We start from the raw sequence: 17,164 nt of genomic DNA, 5'->3' as shown, positions 1-17,164 counted from the left end.
CCAGCCGGATTTATGCATGCCGGTTAGTGCGTCTCGAACCAGTCCGCGAGCGTCTCTAGGCGGTGGATGGCGCGGTCCGGGTCGCCGATGTTGTGGTGTTCGTTCTGGTAGACGACGAGCTTGGCGTCGACGCCCTGTTTCTTCACGCTGACGTAGAGCTGTTCGGCCTGCGTCGGCGGGCACCGCCAGTCCTCCTCGCCGGCGGTGACGAGGAGCGGCGTCTCGACGTTCCCAACGTCGTCGATGGTGGATATCTCTCGGTACGTTTCCTCGTTCTCCCAGGGGAGGCCGAACTCGTCCTCGTGCCAGAGGTGGTTGTCGTCGGTTCCGAACGTCGACCGGAAGTCGTAGATGCCGTGTTCGGCGGCCGCGGCGGCGAACGCGTGCGATTTCGTGACCGTGGCGGCGGTGGTGATGCCGCCGTAGGAGAACCCGGTGAGGTAGCGGTCGTCCGCGTCCGCCCAGCCGCGGTCGGTGAGCGCTTCGACGCCCGTGACCACGTCGTCGACCTCAAGGTCGCCGCGCGTCCCGCGGAGGCGTTCGGCGAACTCGCGGCCGTATGAGGTGGAGCCGCGGTAGTTAGTGCGGAGGACGACGTAGCCCTTGTTCGTCCAGAAGAGGTTGTCGAAGCGGAAGGCGGGGTCGTCGTACGCCATCGGGCCGCCGTGGACGGCGGAGACGACGGGCCGCGGGTCGGGGTCGTCGGTGTCGAAGCCGGGCGGGAGGTAGACGAGGCCCTCGATGGTGATGCCGTCGGAATTCTCCCACTCGACCCGCACGCACTCGGGGGTGTGCGCGTCGTCCACGAGGTCGGCGTTCACGCGACTGATGCGGGTGAGCCCGTCGTCGGTGTCAGCGTCGAGCGCGTCGACAGGGAGCGTGTGTACGTCCGCGCCCGTCGCGGGGTCGTCGAGGCGGAACGCGAGCACGCCGCCGGCGGTGTCGAGGAAGGAGAGCGACCGGCCCGTTCCCTGCGCGTCGAACACGCGCTCTGGGTCGTCACGGTCGGCCGCGAGCCGGACGAGTCGCGTGTTTCCTTCGTCGCCGACGAGGCTGACGAGCGTGTCGTCGTCCAGCCAGAACGGCGCGCCGCCCATGCCGAGCGTGCGGTCGAGCGACCCGGACACCGATTCGAACGCCTCAGCTTCGCGGTCGAGCACGTACGCTTCCGTGGGCTTGTACCAGTTGTAGGGGTCGCCGCCCGCGACGGCGATGCGGTCGCCGTCCGGCGACCAGCGCGGCGCGTTCAGCCGGAGGCCGGCGTCCGTCTCCCGTTGGAGGCCGGTTCCGTCCGGGCGGATGGTGTAGAGGTAGGTGACGTGCGTGTCGTCGGGGTCCTCCTCCTGGTTCGCGAGGAACGCGATGCGGTCGCCGTCCGGACTCCACGCCGGCTGGAGCGGCCACCGCGACCCCTTCTCGGCGTCGAACGCGTCGTCCAGTCGCACGGTCGTTCGGTCCGCGACGTCCACGACGAACAGGTAGGTCGCGACCTCGTCCAGCCAGCCCGTGCCGTTCGCCTTGTGCTGGAGGCGTTCGATTTCGACGGGACCGTCGTCCTGGCGCTGTTCGAGGTACGCCTCGTCGTCGTCGGTCGGGTCGCGGCCCGTGACGACGAGGCGCTCGCCCTCGGGCCCCCAGTCGAAGTCGCTGACGCCGTAGTCGCGGTCGGTGACCTGCCGGGCGTCCCCGCCGCGCGCGAGGTCGAACACCCACACCTGCGGCCGCGGTCCGTCACCGCCGACCGGCCCCGACTCCTCCTCGCCATCGTCGTCTTCCTCGCTCTCGACGGAGAGTTCGGCGTCCTCGTCGCGCGCGCCGACGAACGCGAGTCGCTCGCCGTCCGGACTCCACTGCGGGTTCGACGCGTCGGACGCCCGCGTGAGCCGGTAGGGGTCGCGCGAGCCGTCGGTCGGGGCGACGAACAGCGAGGTCCGCGAGTCGTCTTCGGACTCGTCGAACTCGGTCGCGAGGAACGCCACCCGCTCGCCGTCCGGCGACACGGCGGGCGACGACGGGAGGCTGTAGTCGTAGTACCGCTCCGCGGAGAACTCGTCAGTCATACGCGTTCGTCGCACACGCCCACAAAGAGCCTAGGGTCTCCGGAAATCCGTTCGCGTCACACCCGCCCGTTCGCGTCACTCCACCAGCGTCTCCTCGTCGTCGTGGGAGACGGTGACCTCGTGGCCCGTGTGGCGGGCATGCGTTCGCGCCCACCGCGTCGCCGGGCGCTCCGCAAGGAAGGAGTCGCGGTTCGGGCACTGCCGGCACTCCACGCGGTACGGCGTCACGCCGTCGGGGAAGTGGCCGGTGTGGCGCTGGTGGTCGAGCGCGAACTGCTCGACCGCCTGATTACCCGCCTTCAGTTCGTCGAGTTCGTACCCGAGGTCCCACTCCTCGCCGCAGCGCGAACACGACACCGTCGGCGTGTCGTCCACCTCGGGGTCCGTGTCGTCCACGTCCGGGATGTCCATACGCGGGAGAGTCGCGGCACGCACTTCAGCGTCCGGGAAACGCGTCGTCCTCGATGACGCCGGGGTCGGCGCTCCCGACCGGTTCGGGGTCGTACTCGGGGCCGACGCCCGCCCCGCCGCGCCCGCCCCGCCCGCCGCGCTCCCCGCGGTCGACGGGCGCGCGCTCACCTCGCTCGTCGTTTTCGGCGTCCCGGTCGGCGCGGTCGAGTTTCCGGTCGACGCGCGCGACGGACCGCGAGAGACCCGCTTGCTCGTAGTGGTCGCGCGCGGCTTCGAGGTGGATGCGGCGCACGCCCGGGTCGTCGCCCTCCAGGGACGCTTCGGCCTCTCGCTTCTGTCCGCGGAGGTGCGCGAACGCCTCCTTGCGGCGGCCGTCCGGAACGTCGTACCCGGCAAGGGCGTCGATGGCGTCCTCGACGACGGCGACCGCGCGACTGTCGCGGCCCGCGGAGGCGTGCTGGTTCGCGCGCACGACGCTCCGACTGTACAGCGGGTCCCACGCGTCGAGGAAGTCGTACTCCTCGGCGACCTCGCGGGCGCGGTCGAACGCGTCGACGGCGCGGTCGTGGTTGCGCGCGCTCCGGTGGCGGTGCCCGACCGCGAGCAGGCGAGCGTACTCGGCGCGGCCCGCGACGCCGTCCAGGTCGATGCGGTTCGCCACGTCGGCGGCGGCCGCGTGCAGGAGTTCCGGGAATCGGGCGTCGGTGCGTGCGACTTCGCCGGTCCAGTGGAGGGCGTTCGCGAGCGCGAACGCGAAATCGTCGTCGCCGGACTCGGTCGCGGCTGCGGCGACCGCGTCCCGCCACGCCCGCCCGCGCTGCCAGTAGTCGGCGTCGAGCGCGCGCGACTTCGCGCGACCGTACGCCTCGGTCGTGTCGAACTCGCCGCGGACGTACTCGCGAGCGCGCTCGAAATCTCCCCCGCCGTCTCGGACGATGCGGGCGAGCGCGACCGCGTGGGATCGGCCGTCGTCTCGCGCCGCGAGGTCGCTGGGGGTGTAGCCGAGGCGGCGGAGTCGGTCGCGGGCAGTCGGCCAGTCCCCGGTGGTGGTGACGAGGTCGCAGAGCGCGTCCGCGGCGTCCACGTCGCCGATGTCCGCGATGTCGTCGAGGCTCGCGGCGAACGACTCGAACGCGCGCCGCGTGCCGGTGGCGAGGCCGACGCGTGCGACGGCGGCGTGCCGGACGAGTGGGTAGCGAATGCTGTGCACGGCGTCCGCGGCGCGCTGGCTCGCGGCGGTCACGCCCGCGAGGAGACGCACGACGCCCGGCGGGTCGAGGAAGAATCCTGCGAGGAACGGGAGCGATTCGGGGTTCGGGACGGCGTTCAGCACGGTCTTCGCGGCCTTCCGGTCGCCGTCGGCGGCGTCTCCGAGCGCGTCGCCGAGCACGGGACCGAGGAGGCAGAGGGAAACGTGAGCGTCCGGGAACGCGAGGCGGACGCGCGCGAGCCGCGCGGATTCGGGAACTGTGACTGTCCAGTCCTCGACTGTTGCGTCCGTCGCGGCGTCGACGCTGGGGGTGTCCGCGGGGAAGTCGAGCCGGTAGCGGCGCTCGCGGTCCTCGCCGCGTTCGTGGTCGCCGAGCACGCGAGTCACGCGCGCGACGGCGGCGCCGGTGCCGACGGTCCAGCGGGAGCGCTCCATCACGTGCGGGAAGGGCGTCCGAGCGTAATAGCCCACCGTCTCGACCGAAGAATTATGCCGTCCCGCGGACGTGTGACGTGTACGTGAAACGAGACGGGGTGGTCGGCGATGGCTGAGGGAACGTCGCTCGGCACGGACGACGGCGGGCGGAGCGTCGGGCGCGCACTGCTCGCGGCCGCGGTGGTCGTCGGCGTCGTGCTCGCGACGGGCGTCGCACCGGCGTTCGGCTCCGTCGCTGGCGGCGCGCCGCTCGCGAGCCTCCTCCCCGTCGTCGACCCGCCCGCGAACGCCGGGTCCGGTGGGTCGGCAGGGAGCGGGCTGTCCGGCGGACAACTGGGCGCGCTGAACGCCGGGTCGCAGGTCGGCGTCGGCGGCGACCTCGCGTCGAACGACTCGGCGTTCCGGTCGCTGAACGACGAGGTCCACTTCGTCGTCGAGAGCCCGCAGCCGGCCTACTGGCGGACGAACGCCTACACGACCTACACGGGAACGGGGTGGTCGACCGACGGCGCGACGACGGCGTACGAGTCACCCGTGGCGTCCCGGGACGGCGACGCGTTCTCCTATCGAGTGACGCTCCGGCAGGCGGCGACCTCGCTCCCGACCGTCTGGGCGCCCCGAACCCTCGATACGAACACTGACCTCTCGGTGACGCCCACTGACGGCGTCGTCGCGGACTCCCGGCTTCCCGCGGGAACGACGTACGCAGGGACGAGCGTTCGCCCGCCCGACGACCCCAGCGTTCTGCGGTCGCTCGGCACGGAGTACCCGCGAGCTATCGAGTCGACGTACACTCGGCTTCCCGAGGAGTCCCGTGACGCGTTGACGCCGTTCGTGAACGACCTCACCGAGGGCGCGGAGACGCCCTACGACGCGGCGAAGCGCGTGGAGAACTGGCTCGAAACGAACAAGGAGTACTCGCTGAACGTCAGTCAGCCGCCGAGCGAGAACATCGCGACCCAGTTCGCGTTCCAGATGGAGGCGGGGTACTGCGAGTACTTCGCGACGACGATGACGGCGATGCTGCGCACGCAGGGGATTCCCGCGCGGTACGTCGTCGGGTACTCGACGGGCGAGCAGACCGGTGAGGACGAGTACACGGTCCGCGGGATGAACGCGCACGCCTGGGTCGAGGTGTACTTCCCGGACGCGGGCTGGGTTCGCTTCGACCCGACGCCGGCGAGCGAGCGTCTCAGCCAGGAGGACCAGGCGCTCCGGAACCAGACCGGCTCCGGCTACGAGACGACCACGACCACTGAGCCGACCGACACCACCACGGACGAAACGACGGGAACGCCGACCAGCACCACGCCGACGGGGACGACCGACGGCACGACGACGCCGGAGGGAACGACCACAACGGGCGGCACGACGACACCGGGCGACACGACGACACAGCCGTCGGGTGACGACCCGCAGAACCGCGGGAACGATGGTGGAACGAACGACACGGCGACCGACGACGGGCTGTCGGTGTCGCTGAACCGCACGCCGGTCCCGGGTGCACCCGTCGAGGTGACAGTGTCGGGTGCCGACGGGCCGCTCGCGGGCGTCGGCGTGACGTTCAACGGCGAGCGGGTCGGCGTGACGGACGAGAACGGCACGGTCGTCGGCGTGGTGCCGTACGCGCGCGAGTTGACGATACGGACGGAGACGGAGACGGTCGTCGCGGAGACGGAGGACCCGGCGTCCGGGTTCGCGTTCACGTCGGGGAGCGCGTCGATTCCGACCGACGACGCGAACAACTCCTCGACGTACCCGGTGAACACGAACGCGTCCGTCTCCCTGCTCGGGCGGACGGTCACCGGGAACGAGGTGACGGTCGTCGCGGCCATCGACGGTGTGCCGGTGCGTGACGCCGCGGTCCTGCTTGGCGACGAGCAGGTGGCGACGACGAACCGCTCGGGGCGGGCGCGCGTGACGCTCCCCGCGGAACCCGGGAACGCGACGGTGCGAGTCGAGCGCGACCCCGTGAACGGCTCCACGACAGTGAACTTGGAGCGGCTGTCGCTGTCAGCCGACCCGTCGCTGCCGCTCGCGCTCCCCGGAACTGGCGCGACGGTGACGGCGACGCTCGGCGGTGACCCGGTCGCGGACGTGCCCGTGTTCCTCGACGGCGAACAGGTGGGCGTCACCGGTGCGGACGGGACGGTTCGCGTGTCGCTGCCGGTCGCGTCGTCGGCGGCCGTACGCGCCACGGCGTACGGACAGGAGCGCACGCTGACGTTCGACTCGCTCTTCCTGAACGCCGGCGGCATAGCGGTCGGCCTGCTCGCGGTCGTCGTCGGTGGCGTCTACGGACTCAAGCGGTACGGGACATCGCCGCGCGGCCTGCTCGCGTGGGTCGCCCACAGCGTCGTAGCGGTCGCGCGCGGCGCCGTGAACCTCGTCGTGGTGCTCGCCGGGCGGGCGGTCGCGGCGGTGCAGCGCGCGCTCGACGCGCTCGCGAACACCGTGCGCGGCCGTCGGTCGCTGCGCGAACTCGCGGCGGCGTTCGTCGCGTGGCTGGCCGCGCTCCGCGACGAAGCAGTCGAACGAACCCGGAACGCCCGGAGCCGGTTCGATTCGAGTTCCGAACAGGGTGAGTCCGGTGAGGTTGCGGCGGCGCGGCGGACGCTCCGGGACGCCTGGAACGACTTCCTCGATGCAACCTCGGTGCGGCGGCCGTCCCGGCACACGCCGGGCGAGCTCGCGACGCACGCGGTCGAGCGCGACGACCTCCCGGCGGACGCGGTGCGGGAGGTCCGGGACGCGTTCCGGTCGGTCGAGTACGGTCACCGCGACCCCGGCGACCGCCTGCCCGCCGTCGAGGACGCGATGCGGGAGATAGAGGCCGCACAGCGCCCCGACGACGGAGGTGGGGAGTGATGCGGCTTCGAACGTGGTTCGGCGGAACGGTCGGCCTGGCGTCGCTCGCGGCCGCCTACCTCTACACGTACCGCCCGAGCCTCGTCGAGTCCGTCGCGCCGCTCGCGAACGTCCAGGACGCGCTCGGCGGGATGGAGCCGACGCCCGTACTCGCGGGACTCGGCGCGCTCCTGACGCTGTACGCGGCGCTGCGGGCGTGGCGGCCGTTCGGTCGGTCGTCTCGTCCGGTGGACGGGTCGCCGGCCGCGCGGTTCGCCGCGTACCGGGAGCGCCCGCCCGAGTTCGTGTACGGCGACGACCGCGTCCGGGCGGCGTCGGCGATGGACCGAACGGTATCGAGCGCGGTCGAAGGGTCGGCGGACGCGCTCGACACGACGCGGCACGCGCTCCGCGACACCGCCGTCGCGGTCCTGGAGCACGCGGACGCGGACGACCCGACCGCAGCGGTCGCCGACGGGTCGTGGACGGACGACCGGGTCGCCTCGGCGTTCCTCGCCGACGACGCCTCGTATCCGTTGTTGAGTCGGCTACGGTCGTGGGTGGACCCGGCAGCAGCACGGGAGCGCCGCGTCGAGCGCGCGCTCGCCGCCATCGAGAACCGGAGGGAGAGCGATGAGTGACGGCGTTCGGGAGCGCTCGGGGCGCTGGGGCGTCGCCGGCGTCGGCGCGCTCACGCTCGCGGGCGTCGGCTTCCTCTACACCGCGCCGCTCGTCATCGCGGCCGCAGCGATTCCGGCCGCGTTCGCGGCGTACGACGCTCTCACGACCGTTCCGTCCCGCGGTCGAGTGCGGGTGACGCGGGCGTTCGGCGCGAGCGCACCCCGGCCGGGCGAGCGCGTCACGGTCACGCTGACCGTCGAGAACGCGGGCGACTCCGCGATTCCCGACCTCCGCGTCGTGGACGGCGTGCCGGACGAACTCGCGGTCGCGTCGGGCGCACCGCGCGTATCCACCGCGCTCAGCGCCGGCTCCGAGGCGAGCGTCGAGTACGAGGTCGTGGCGAAGCGCGGAACCTACGCGTTCGACGCGCCGGTCGCGCGGGCGCGGTCGTTCTCCGCCTCAACGACCGTCACCGTCGACGCAGACCCCGAGGGCGACACCGAACTCGTCGGGCAGCGCGCGGTGGACGCGCCGCCGATAACGGACTCGACGACGCTCCGCGCGGGCACGCAGACGACGGACCGCGGCGGGAGCGGTCTCGAGTTCCACGCGACCCGCGAGTACCAGCACGGCGACCCCGTGAACCGCCTGAACTGGCGGCAGTACGCGAAGACCGGCGAACTCTCCACGGTCGAGTTCCGGGAGGAACACGCCGTGCGCGCCGCGCTCGTCGTGGACGCGCGACCGCCGACGCGGGTCGTCGCGGGGCCGGGCGAACCGACGGGAACCGAACTCGCGGGGTACGTCGGCCGTCGACTCCACGGCGCGCTGACCGCCGCGAGCATCGACACCGACGTGACCGCAGTCGGACTCGACGCGTCGCACGGCGCGCCGCTCGGCCCGGACGGGCTGCCGTGGGTGGCCGCCGCGGACGGCCGCGAGAGCGCCGACCTCGTGTTCAGCGCCGTCGAAGCCGCCGCGGACGACACGCCCGACCCGAGAGCGACCTGGCAGTCCAAACCGCCGAACGCGGAGTCCTGGGACGCCGCGACGACGGACTGGGTGCCCGAACTCGGCGAACGACTGCCGGCGCGCGCCGAAGTCGTGCTCGTGTCGCCGCTGCTCGACAACTGGCCCGTCCGCACCGCGAGCGCGCTCGCCACCCGCGGGTACGGCGTCACCGTCGTCAGCCCGGACGTGCTCCCGGACGAATCGACCGGCGGGCGTCTCGCGCGCGTCCACCGCGACCTCCGGACGCGGACCCTCCGCGAGCGCGACGTGCGCGTCGTGGACTGGAACCTCGACGACCCGCTCGACACCGTGCTTGACGCCTCACTCACCCACCTCCTCACATGACGCGAACACTCACCGACACGACGTGGCGGCCGACCCGGCTCGGGACTGCAGTCGTCCTCCTCGGGACGCTCGCGGTCAGCGTCGCGCTCGCCCGGCCGCTCGGCCTCGAACCGTCCATCGCGCTCGCGTGGACGGCCGCCGTGCCGTTCGCGCTCGGACTCTGGCTCGTCACGCGCGAGCGCTGGCGGCTCGCCGCGCGCTTCCTCGCGGGCGTCGCCGTCCTCCCGCTCGGCGTCGGCGTCACCGTCGGCGCGGTGTACGCCGCCGTGACGCTGTTCGGCGCGCTGTTCCCGCAACCGACGCCCGGACAGGTCGCGGAGGCGACGCTCGTCGTGCTCGGCCGTCTCGCCGTCGTCGTCGGCCTCACCGCCGCGGCGCTCGGCGCGACCGTGAGCGTCGGCGACCTCGCGGACCGCGACAGCCTCCGGAAGTTCTCGAAGGTCGCGGGACGAACGGCGTTCGTCGGCATCGCCGCCGCAGGCGTGCTCGTCGCGCTCGCCGCCGTCGGGAACACCGAACTCGGCGGCCTCCAGGGGTCCGTCGGCGACACCGTCGCGGACGTCCTTGACGCGGTCGCGGGCGCGCTGCTCTCACCGGGAACGATGACGCCGAGCCTGTTCTCGTTCGCGGCGCTGCTCGTGCTCGCGTCGCTCGCGACCGCTGGCGCGCTTCGTTCCCTCCCCGTCGCGGAACTGCTCGACGCACCGACTGCGGTGACGGCGGTTCGGCGCGCTCTCTACCAAGTCACGCTGTTCGGCATCGTACTGCTCGCCGCGGGCACGCTCACCCGGTTCGCGATTTCGCCGATGCGGCTCCAGCGCGTCCTCCCCGCGACGGCCTACGACGTGCTGGTCGCGGTCACGACGCTCGGCGCGCTCAGAACGGTGCTCGTCGCCGCGGCAGCCGTCGGACTCGCGGGCGCACTCCTCGGCTGGCTGTTCCGTCGGCTCGCGCGGGCGTCGGCGGGCGCGGCGGCCGTCCGGAACGCCCCGACGGTCGCCGGCGGCGCTCTCGTCGCCGGAACCCTCGCCGTGCACGGGCCGCTCGTGGCGGAACTCCGGTCGTTCGTGCTCTCGACCGTCCCGTACACGGTCGCGGGCACGATTCGCGGACAGTCCGGCGCGGTAGTCGATTACTACGGGACGTTCACGGTCGCGGCCGTACTGCTCGCGGTCGTGCTCGTCGCCGCCACCGCGACGTTGGTCGTCGCGCGCGTCGGCGTCGGCCTGCGCGTCCTCCCCGTGGACACGTTCGGCCCCGCGCTCGCCGCCGCCGGTCTGTTCGTCGCCGCGGCGTTCGCCGGCACCACGGACGCCGTCACGCCGCTGCGGTTCCTCGCCTGCGTCGTCGCCGCGCTCGTCGTCTGGGACGCCGGCGAGTACGCAACGAAACTCGGGGACGAAATCGGTCGGCACGCCGGCACGGCGGGCGTCGAGGGCGTCCACCTCGTCGGCACGCTCCTCGTCGGCGTCGCCGCCGCGGCGCTCGCGGTCGGCGTCGCGAACTACGGGACCGCGATGTCGTTCTCGAACCCGAACGCGCTCCCCGTCGCCGTCGTCGGGAGCGGCGTGGCGCTCCTCGCGCTCGTGTTCGCGCTCCGATAATCAGTCCGCGACCGCCGGCACGTCCAGGCTGTCCAGCACGTCCGAAACCACGTCCTCGCGGTCGACGCCGCGGACGTTCGCCTCCGCGGTGAGGACGAGTCGGTGCTGGAGCGCGGGCCCCGCGACGCGCTTCACGTCGTCGGGCACGACGTAGTCGCGGCCCTGCACGACCGCCGCGCCGCGCGCCGCCTCGAACAGTTTCTGAATGCCGCGCGGGCTGACGCCGACGTCCACGCGCTCGTCCTCGCGCGTCCGCCGCCCGAGTTCCACCACGTAGTCCCGGAGGCGTTCCTCCACGTCCACCGTCTCCACGGTCGCCTGAATCTCTCGAACCGTCTCGGGGTCGAGCACGCGGCCCACCGTCGGAATCTGGGTGTCGCGCTCCGCGCGGCGGTCGATGAGTTCGCGCTCGCCCGCGAAGTCCGGATAGCCCATATCGGTCTTCACCATGAATCGGTCGCGCTGGGCCTCGGGGAGACCGAACGTTCCCTCCTGCTCGACGGGGTTCTGTGTCGCGATGACGAAGAACGGCTCCGGGAGCTTGTGGGTGGTTCCGTCCACCGAGACCTGGCCCTCGCCCATCGCTTCGAGGAGCGCGGCCTGCGTCTTCGGCGGCGCGCGATTGATCTCGTCCGCGAGCACGACGTTCGCGAACAGCGGGCCGGGGTTGAACGAGAACTCGCCCGTGGACTCGTTGTAGATGTTCGACCCCGTGATGTCCGCGGGGAGGAGGTCGGGCGTGAACTGGATTCGGGAGAAGTCGAGGCCGAGCGCGGTGGCGAAACTCCGCGCGGTGAGCGTTTTTCCGGTTCCGGGCACGTCTTCGAGGAGGACGTGGCCGTCGGCGACGAGACTGGTGACGACGAGTTCGAGGAACTCCTCGCGGGTGACGACCGCGCCGCTCACCTCGTCGAGGACATCGCGCAGGCGAGACGCCGCCTCTGCGTGTTGCATACAGGAAGGGGCGACGCCGGGAGTAAATACGTGTCGCCGCTACGGGGGGCGTTCGAGCGAGAACCGGTCGCGGGTGTACGAGTAGAAACTGCCGGCGAGTCGGCCGACCGCGTCGAGTTCGCGCACGTCCAGTTCGCCGTCGGGCGCGAGCGCGTCGTCCACGTGGACGTGCTCGACTTCACCGATGACGAGCACGGAGTCACCGACGCGGAGCGTGTCGTACAGCGAGCACTCGAAGTTCACCGGCGACTCCGCTACGCGCGGCGGTTTGACGGTCTCCGAGTCAACGCGCGTGACGCCCGCGTGCTCGAACTCGGACTGGTCGGCCTGCAGGGTCGCGCTCGTCTCGTTCATCGCCTCCACGGTGTCGCCCGTGACGACGTTCACGACGAACTCCTCCGTCTCCCGGACGTTCCGCGTCGTGTCCTTCGAGCGCTCGTCCGTGTCCAGCGGCGAGAACATCACCGTCGGCGGCTCGACCGACACCACGTTGAAGAAACTGTACGGTGCGAGGTTGTCCACACCATCCGGGTTCGTCGAGGACACCCAGGCGATGGGGCGCGGCACCACCGCGCCCGAGAGCGTCCGGTACATCGACGCCACGTCGTCCGGCGCGTACTCCATACCCGGAGGACTCGCCCGCGCGACGAGTCGCTTTCGACTCTCCCGGAGAGTTACGGGAAGATTGACTCCGGAACGTAGGCGGTCACCGTCCAAGCCCTCGCCGCTCACTCCGCTCGCGTCTCGCCCTTGGAGAATCCACCAGGACAGCGCTCGCTACGGGAAGATAGATTCCGGAACGTAAGCGGTCACCGTCCAGTTCGGCGCGTCGACGACTTCGCTGATTTTGAGGTCGACGATGGCCGAGCAGAGGATGTAGGCCTCGCCGCGGGTGAGGCCGCGCTCGGCTTCGAGGTGGTCGATCATGTGGCGAATCGCCTTCTTCGTCGCGACCATGAGGTCGTCGGCGATGCCGGTGGTGGCGTACATCGGTTCGTCCCGGCCCGTCGGCGTGTACGGGTGGTCGCTCTCGAACTGGGGTTGGGAGATGTCCATGTCCTTCCGGACGTCGAAGCGCGCAGTGACGAACATCGGGGCTTCGATACCCGTCACGCAGACCTCGCCGTCGCCCTGCGCGGCGTGACAGTCGCCTGTGGAGAACAGCGCGCCCGCGACCTCGACCGGGAGGTAGACGGTGGAGCCGGCGGTCATGTGCTTCACGTCCATGTTCCCGCCCACGTCGCGCGGCGGGAGCGTGTCGTGCTCGCCGTCCGCCGCCGGTGCGTTCCCGATGGTTCCGGGGAAGGGGTGGAGCGGGACTTCGATGTCGTTCACGAAGTGGCCGATGTCGCCGTCGAGGTCCCACGCGTGATAGCCGGACTCCTCGAAGTCCTCGGGGAGCAGGCCGAGCCCCATGTCGCCCGGCATGAAGCCGGTGTACCCCCAGCCCTTGTGTTCGAGGTCGAGGAGTTCGACCTCCAGCACGTCGCCCGGTTCCGCGCCCTCGACGTACACCGGACCAGTGAGGGGATGGACGGGGTCGAAGCTCACTTCGCCGAACTCCGCGGCTGTCGTCTCCATGTCGACTTGGCCGTCCACGGCGTCCCGGCACTCGAAGCGAACGACCTCGCCCGGTTCGACGGTCAGAATCGGGTCGAGGGAGTTGTCCCAGGCGTTGTGGATGTTCTCGTCGTCGTCGCTCAGCTCGTAATCGACGGAGTATGCCATACGTCCACGAAAGGCACGAACCGGCTTAAGGCTATGTGGCGCGAACGCCGGCGACGGTGGCGGGTGACACAACGCCTTTCTTCCTCGACACCCACCACACGAGTATGACATTCGACCCCGCCGACGAGGGCCTCGACGCCGACGACGTCCAAGAGCGCGTGGACGACGCCATCGAGAACAACGAAGTCGTGCTGTTCATGAAGGGCACGCCGATGATGCCCCAGTGCGGGTTCTCGAAGCGCGCCATCGGCCTCATCACCAAATACCGCGAGGACGTGGAGACCGTGGACGTGCTCCAGAACCTCGACGCGTTCCGCGCTGCGCTCGAAGAGTACTCCGGCTGGGAGACCATCCCCCAGACGTACGTCGAGGGCGAGTTCGTCGGCGGGAGCGACATCCTCGCGGAACTCGAAGAGCGCGGCGACCTCGCCGAGACGCTGAACGCGGAAGACGTCGACGTGGACGCGAGCGACGACGGCGACGACCAGACCGTCGAATCCCCGTTCTGACGAACTACCGTTCTTCCTCCGAATCGGGCACTGCCCGCTTTCCGTCGCGATACCGTTCACGCGCCACGCCGAGAATCGAGTACACCACGTAGAGGACGACGCCGACAGCGGCGATAGCGAGTACCGTGAACGTCAGGGTTTCGAGGACTGCCATACCGGCGTGTAGGCGCTCGGAAGGGAAAAGGAGCGGTACGTAGACGCGCTCAGTTCCAGGGTGCGAAGTCGGGGTCGACTTCGCGTTCGACGCGGTCGATACCGTCGATTTTCTCGATATCCTCGGGGTCGAGTTCGACGCCGAGGCTCCCCCAGTTGTCCCGGATGTGTTGCTCGCTCGTGGCCTTCGGGATGGCGGTGACGCCCTTCTCGCGCGCCCACGCCAGCGCGACCTGCGCGGCGCTCGCGTCGTGTTTCTCCGCGACAGTCTCGATGGTGTCGTTGCCGAACACTTCGCCGCGGGCGAGCGGACTGTACCCGACGAGTTCGATGTCGTGTTCGTCGGCGTACTCGCGGAGTTCGACCTGCGGGAGGAACGGATGGAGTTCGACCTGGTTCGCGAACAGCGGCGCGTCGAGGACTTCCTGGGCCTCGTCGAGGTGGCGCGGTTCGAAGTTCGACACGCCGATGTGTTCGATTTTACCGTCGTCGTAGAGTTCGTCGAACGCCGAGAGCGTGTCCGGGGCGTCGTACTCGTTCGCCGGCCAGTGCACGTAGAGAAGGTCGGCGTAGTCCGTTCCCAGTTTGTCGAGGCTCTCCTCGAAGCTCTCCAGCACGTCGTCGTGGGAGAGCTCGCTCGTCCAGATCTTCGTCGCGAGGAAGATGTCGTCGCGGTCGACATTCGCCTGTTCGATGCCGTTCCCGACGGCGTCCTCGTTCCCGTAAATCTGGGCGGTGTCGACGTGCCGGTAGCCCGCTTCGAGCGCGGTCTTCACGGACTGCGCGCACTGCGCGGGGTCCTCGTTCTGCCAGGTGCCGATGCCGAGTACGGGCATGCCGCTACGCTGTGGGTAGTCGAATCCAGACATATTTGTTCGGTGGAGCGTAACGGGAAAAGACGTTTTGGTAGCGGCGTTAGAGGTAGTGTTCGGTCACGAGTCGCTTGAGGAGCGAGAGGTCGTCGAAGTGGAGGAGCTTCGCGATGGCGAGCGGGTTCCCGCTGTTCGCGTCCGAGAGCGTGTCCACGTCCGCGTCGTTCAGGTCGCGGAGGAGACGGTCGTAGCGGTCGTCGTCCGCGAGGTAGAGGAGGCGCGTCATCGCGAGGCGGCGCTTCGCGCCCGGCGCCACGTCCTGATGCCAGAGGTCGGCGTACGTCTCCATCGCCTCCTTCGACGTGTCAGTCGTGCCGGTGAGACAGCGGTCCGCGGTGATGGCGGCGGCGCGCGCGGACTTCAGTCCCTTGTGAATGCCCTCGCCCCAGAGCGGGTCGATGGACGGAACAGTGTCGCCGATGGCCATGAAGTTGTCCGTGCAGAGCTGTCCCGGCTCCTGGATGTGGGCGGACCCGCGGTGTTGCTTGCCTTCGAGTTTCGTCGCGTTCTCGAAGCGCGGGTCGTTGTCCAGCCAGTACTCGAGGTAGCCGTCGATGCTCATGCCTTCCTTCCCGCGCTCCTGATAGGACTCGTTCTGGATGTAACACAGTCCAACCTTCGCCGTGTCCTCGCCCGTGTGGAAAATCCAGGAGTAGCCGCCGGGCGCGAGGTCGTGGTCGAGGCGGAGCATCATCGCGTCGTGGAGGTCCGCGTACCCGGAGTGGTCGACGTCGACGCCTTCCATCTCCCACTCGATGCCGATGGCTTGGTTGTGGCGCTCCAGGTCGCTCACGCCGAGTTGTTTCGCGAGCGGCGCGGCGGGCCCGGTCGCGTCGACGACGATGTCCGCGTACACCTCCTCGTCGCCGCTGTACTCGACGCCCACGATGTCCCCGTTCTCCATGATGGGTTTCGAGACGCGGGAGCCGAACCGGTACTCGGCGCCGTGCTCGCGGCCTTCCTTCACGAGGAAGCGCTTGAAGTCCGCGAACTCCAGGACCGCACCGGGTTGCTGCTGGACGATGTGCTCGTTCGGGGATTCGAGGACGACGGTGTCCGTGAACTGCATCACGACATCGTCGGGAATCCCGAACGCGCCCATCATCGAGGGGAACGTCCCCGCGGTGGACTTGTTCGACTGTCGCGGGAACTCGTCTTCTGGTTCGGTTTCGAGGACGAGAACGTCGTAATCGCGCTGAGCCAGGTCGCGAGCGCATTGTGCGCCCGCCGGCCCCGCCCCCGCGATTACAACGTCGAAACGCTCAGGCATACTCCACAAAATCCCCGTCGCGCTAATCAACCTTTCCGAATACGCACGCAGAACCCTCGTATTCCGATGTTTTCCGGAGAACAGAACGAACACGCGGACCCGGGAGACGTGTTCCAGGAGAAATCATTATTGCAGTTGGATTTCTTGTTTATCCTATGACCGGAGTGACAGTACACCGGCGCGTCGCGGACCGCCGAGCGATTGCCGCTGGCGCGCTCCTCCAGGCGTTCGTGGTCGCCGGACTCTACCTCCTCGTCGCACCCTACTACCTCTACGGCGTTACGCCGCTCGCCATCGGCGCGTTCGTCGGCATCATCAGTCGCGCGTTCGAGACGGAGGGCGTCGACGGCGCGGCGGCCGTCGGCCTCGGGTCGTTCCTCGGCGTGCTCGTCGTCGGCGTCGCGTTCTTCCTGAACTCGCCGTTCACCATGACGCAGACCATCGACATCCTGTTCGTCTACGGTACGTGGACGACGTTCGGCGTCATCTGCTTCGCGCCCATCGCGGCCATCATGGGCGGCATCGCCGCTCAAGTCACCGCCGGCTACGCCGGACGAGCAATCTGAGAACGGCGGTGCTCCCCGCACCGTTCCGTGGGTTCGACCGACCGCGAGTTTCGCGTTCGAACACCGGACCTGCGGTCGATTTCGTGGAACCGCCACGAACGTAATCCCCCGTCACGACCCGGACGTATGGATGTGAGTCTGCCGCCCGAGGAAGAGGATGTGTACACGTACGAGCGAACGTTCACCACCGACGAGGTGGAGGCGTTCGCGGAGCTCTCGCACGACGACCAGCCCGTTCACAGCGTCCCCGACGAGGCGGGACGCTTGATGGTGCAGGGTCTTCTCACCGCGACGCTCCCGACCGCCATCGGGTCCGCGCTCGGCGTGCTCGCCTACCACATGGACAACTACTTCCACAAACCCGTCTACACCGGCCAACCAATTACCTGCGAAACCACGCTCACCGACGTGGAGGAACGAGACGACCGCTTCGACATTCGCGGCGAAAACAGGTGCACGAACGACCAAGACGAGGAAGTCCTCACCGGCTCCTTCGAGGGCGTCGTCTGGAAGGAGTAGCGGACGCGGTACGCGGAAGTCGCACTGAAGGTACCGAGCGCGCTCGTCC

General features: G+C 69.9%; 16 protein-coding genes. 7 read left to right on the top strand and 9 right to left on the bottom strand.

Annotated features, from left to right (window positions below; translation table 11 throughout):
• Positions 1–23: 23 nt before the first annotated feature.
• From ACOZ4O_RS13065 to ACOZ4O_RS13055, 3 genes are all read right to left on the bottom strand, one after another.
• Positions 24–2,060: a prolyl oligopeptidase family serine peptidase gene (locus ACOZ4O_RS13065; protein WP_424525933.1), complete on the bottom strand. Its 2,037-nt coding sequence runs from the start codon at positions 2,058–2,060 to the stop codon at positions 24–26.
• 75 nt (positions 2,061–2,135) lie between these two features.
• The gene (locus ACOZ4O_RS13060; protein WP_424525931.1) at positions 2,136–2,471 is read right to left on the bottom strand and encodes a hypothetical protein; all 336 of its coding nucleotides are present in this window, start codon (positions 2,469–2,471) and stop codon (positions 2,136–2,138) included.
• A gap of 25 nt (positions 2,472–2,496) precedes the next feature.
• Complete coding sequence (locus ACOZ4O_RS13055) at positions 2,497–4,116, bottom strand: hypothetical protein (protein WP_424525929.1); 1,620 nt, start codon at positions 4,114–4,116, stop codon at positions 2,497–2,499.
• A gap of 108 nt (positions 4,117–4,224) precedes the next feature.
• Here ACOZ4O_RS13055 and ACOZ4O_RS13050 point away from each other — a divergent pair, with 108 nt between their 5' ends.
• From ACOZ4O_RS13050 to ACOZ4O_RS13035, 4 genes are read left to right on the top strand one after another with little or no spacing between them, the layout of a single operon-like run.
• The gene (locus tag ACOZ4O_RS13050; protein WP_424525927.1) at positions 4,225–6,984 is read left to right on the top strand and encodes a transglutaminase TgpA family protein; all 2,760 of its coding nucleotides are present in this window, start codon (positions 4,225–4,227) and stop codon (positions 6,982–6,984) included.
• Positions 6,984–7,604, top strand: a complete 621-nt coding sequence (locus tag ACOZ4O_RS13045) for a DUF7269 family protein (RefSeq protein ID WP_424525925.1) — start codon at positions 6,984–6,986, stop codon at positions 7,602–7,604. Before ACOZ4O_RS13050 ends, ACOZ4O_RS13045 begins: the two co-directional genes overlap by 1 nt.
• On the top strand, positions 7,597–8,940 hold the full coding sequence (locus ACOZ4O_RS13040) for a DUF58 domain-containing protein (protein WP_424525923.1): 1,344 nt from the start codon (positions 7,597–7,599) through the stop codon (positions 8,938–8,940). Before ACOZ4O_RS13045 ends, ACOZ4O_RS13040 begins: the two co-directional genes overlap by 8 nt.
• A complete protein-coding gene (locus ACOZ4O_RS13035) occupies positions 8,937–10,544 on the top strand; it encodes a DUF7519 family protein (RefSeq protein WP_424525921.1) in 1,608 nt (535 codons plus the stop codon). The genes ACOZ4O_RS13040 and ACOZ4O_RS13035 overlap by 4 nt, the downstream gene beginning before the upstream one ends.
• Here the strand turns inward: ACOZ4O_RS13035 and ACOZ4O_RS13030 are convergent, their stop codons facing one another.
• The 3 genes from ACOZ4O_RS13030 to ACOZ4O_RS13020 all read right to left on the bottom strand — a co-directional run bounded on the left by ACOZ4O_RS13030 (position 10,545) and on the right by ACOZ4O_RS13020 (position 13,226).
• Entirely contained in the window at positions 10,545–11,498 is a 954-nt protein-coding gene (locus ACOZ4O_RS13030) for an AAA family ATPase (RefSeq protein ID WP_424525919.1), read from the bottom strand.
• A 39-nt stretch (positions 11,499–11,537) separates the two neighbouring features.
• Positions 11,538–12,122: a flavin reductase family protein gene (locus ACOZ4O_RS13025; protein WP_424525917.1), complete on the bottom strand. Its 585-nt coding sequence runs from the start codon at positions 12,120–12,122 to the stop codon at positions 11,538–11,540.
• A 153-nt stretch (positions 12,123–12,275) separates the two neighbouring features.
• Positions 12,276–13,226 (bottom strand): acetamidase/formamidase family protein, encoded by a 951-nt coding sequence (locus tag ACOZ4O_RS13020; RefSeq protein ID WP_424525915.1) that lies wholly within the window; start codon positions 13,224–13,226, stop codon positions 12,276–12,278.
• A gap of 104 nt (positions 13,227–13,330) precedes the next feature.
• Between ACOZ4O_RS13020 and ACOZ4O_RS13015 the strand changes: the two genes are divergently transcribed.
• Positions 13,331–13,735, top strand: coding sequence for a glutaredoxin family protein (locus tag ACOZ4O_RS13015; protein ID WP_424525913.1), 405 nt, complete (start codon positions 13,331–13,333; stop codon positions 13,733–13,735).
• A 4-nt stretch (positions 13,736–13,739) separates the two neighbouring features.
• On the opposite strand, the gene ACOZ4O_RS13010 is transcribed toward ACOZ4O_RS13015, so the two are convergent.
• Genes ACOZ4O_RS13010 through ACOZ4O_RS13000 form a run of 3 tightly spaced genes read right to left on the bottom strand, consistent with a single transcriptional unit; the run spans position 13,740 to position 16,030 of the window.
• Entirely contained in the window at positions 13,740–13,889 is a 150-nt protein-coding gene (locus ACOZ4O_RS13010; RefSeq protein ID WP_424525911.1) for a hypothetical protein, read from the bottom strand.
• Between the two features lie 49 nt (positions 13,890–13,938).
• The gene (locus ACOZ4O_RS13005) at positions 13,939–14,757 is read right to left on the bottom strand and encodes an aldo/keto reductase (RefSeq protein ID WP_424525909.1); all 819 of its coding nucleotides are present in this window, start codon (positions 14,755–14,757) and stop codon (positions 13,939–13,941) included.
• A gap of 46 nt (positions 14,758–14,803) precedes the next feature.
• Positions 14,804–16,030, bottom strand: coding sequence for a digeranylgeranylglycerophospholipid reductase (locus ACOZ4O_RS13000; protein ID WP_424525907.1), 1,227 nt, complete (start codon positions 16,028–16,030; stop codon positions 14,804–14,806).
• Positions 16,031–16,185: 155 nt separating this feature from the next.
• Between ACOZ4O_RS13000 and ACOZ4O_RS12995 the strand changes: the two genes are divergently transcribed.
• The gene (locus ACOZ4O_RS12995; protein WP_424525905.1) at positions 16,186–16,596 is read left to right on the top strand and encodes a hypothetical protein; all 411 of its coding nucleotides are present in this window, start codon (positions 16,186–16,188) and stop codon (positions 16,594–16,596) included.
• 126 nt (positions 16,597–16,722) lie between these two features.
• Positions 16,723–17,115 carry a dehydratase gene (locus ACOZ4O_RS12990; RefSeq protein WP_424525903.1) on the top strand — a complete coding sequence of 131 codons (393 nt, stop codon included), beginning with the start codon at positions 16,723–16,725 and terminating at the stop codon, positions 17,113–17,115.
• Positions 17,116–17,164: the final 49 nt, after the last annotated feature.

The sequence above is a fragment of the Salarchaeum japonicum genome (assembly GCF_049705945.1).
GTDB classification, from domain to species: Archaea; Halobacteriota; Halobacteria; order Halobacteriales; family Halobacteriaceae; genus Salarchaeum; species Salarchaeum japonicum_A.
The sequence above is the reverse complement of the archived record's forward strand: the minus strand, read 5'-3'. Positions and strand labels throughout refer to the sequence as shown.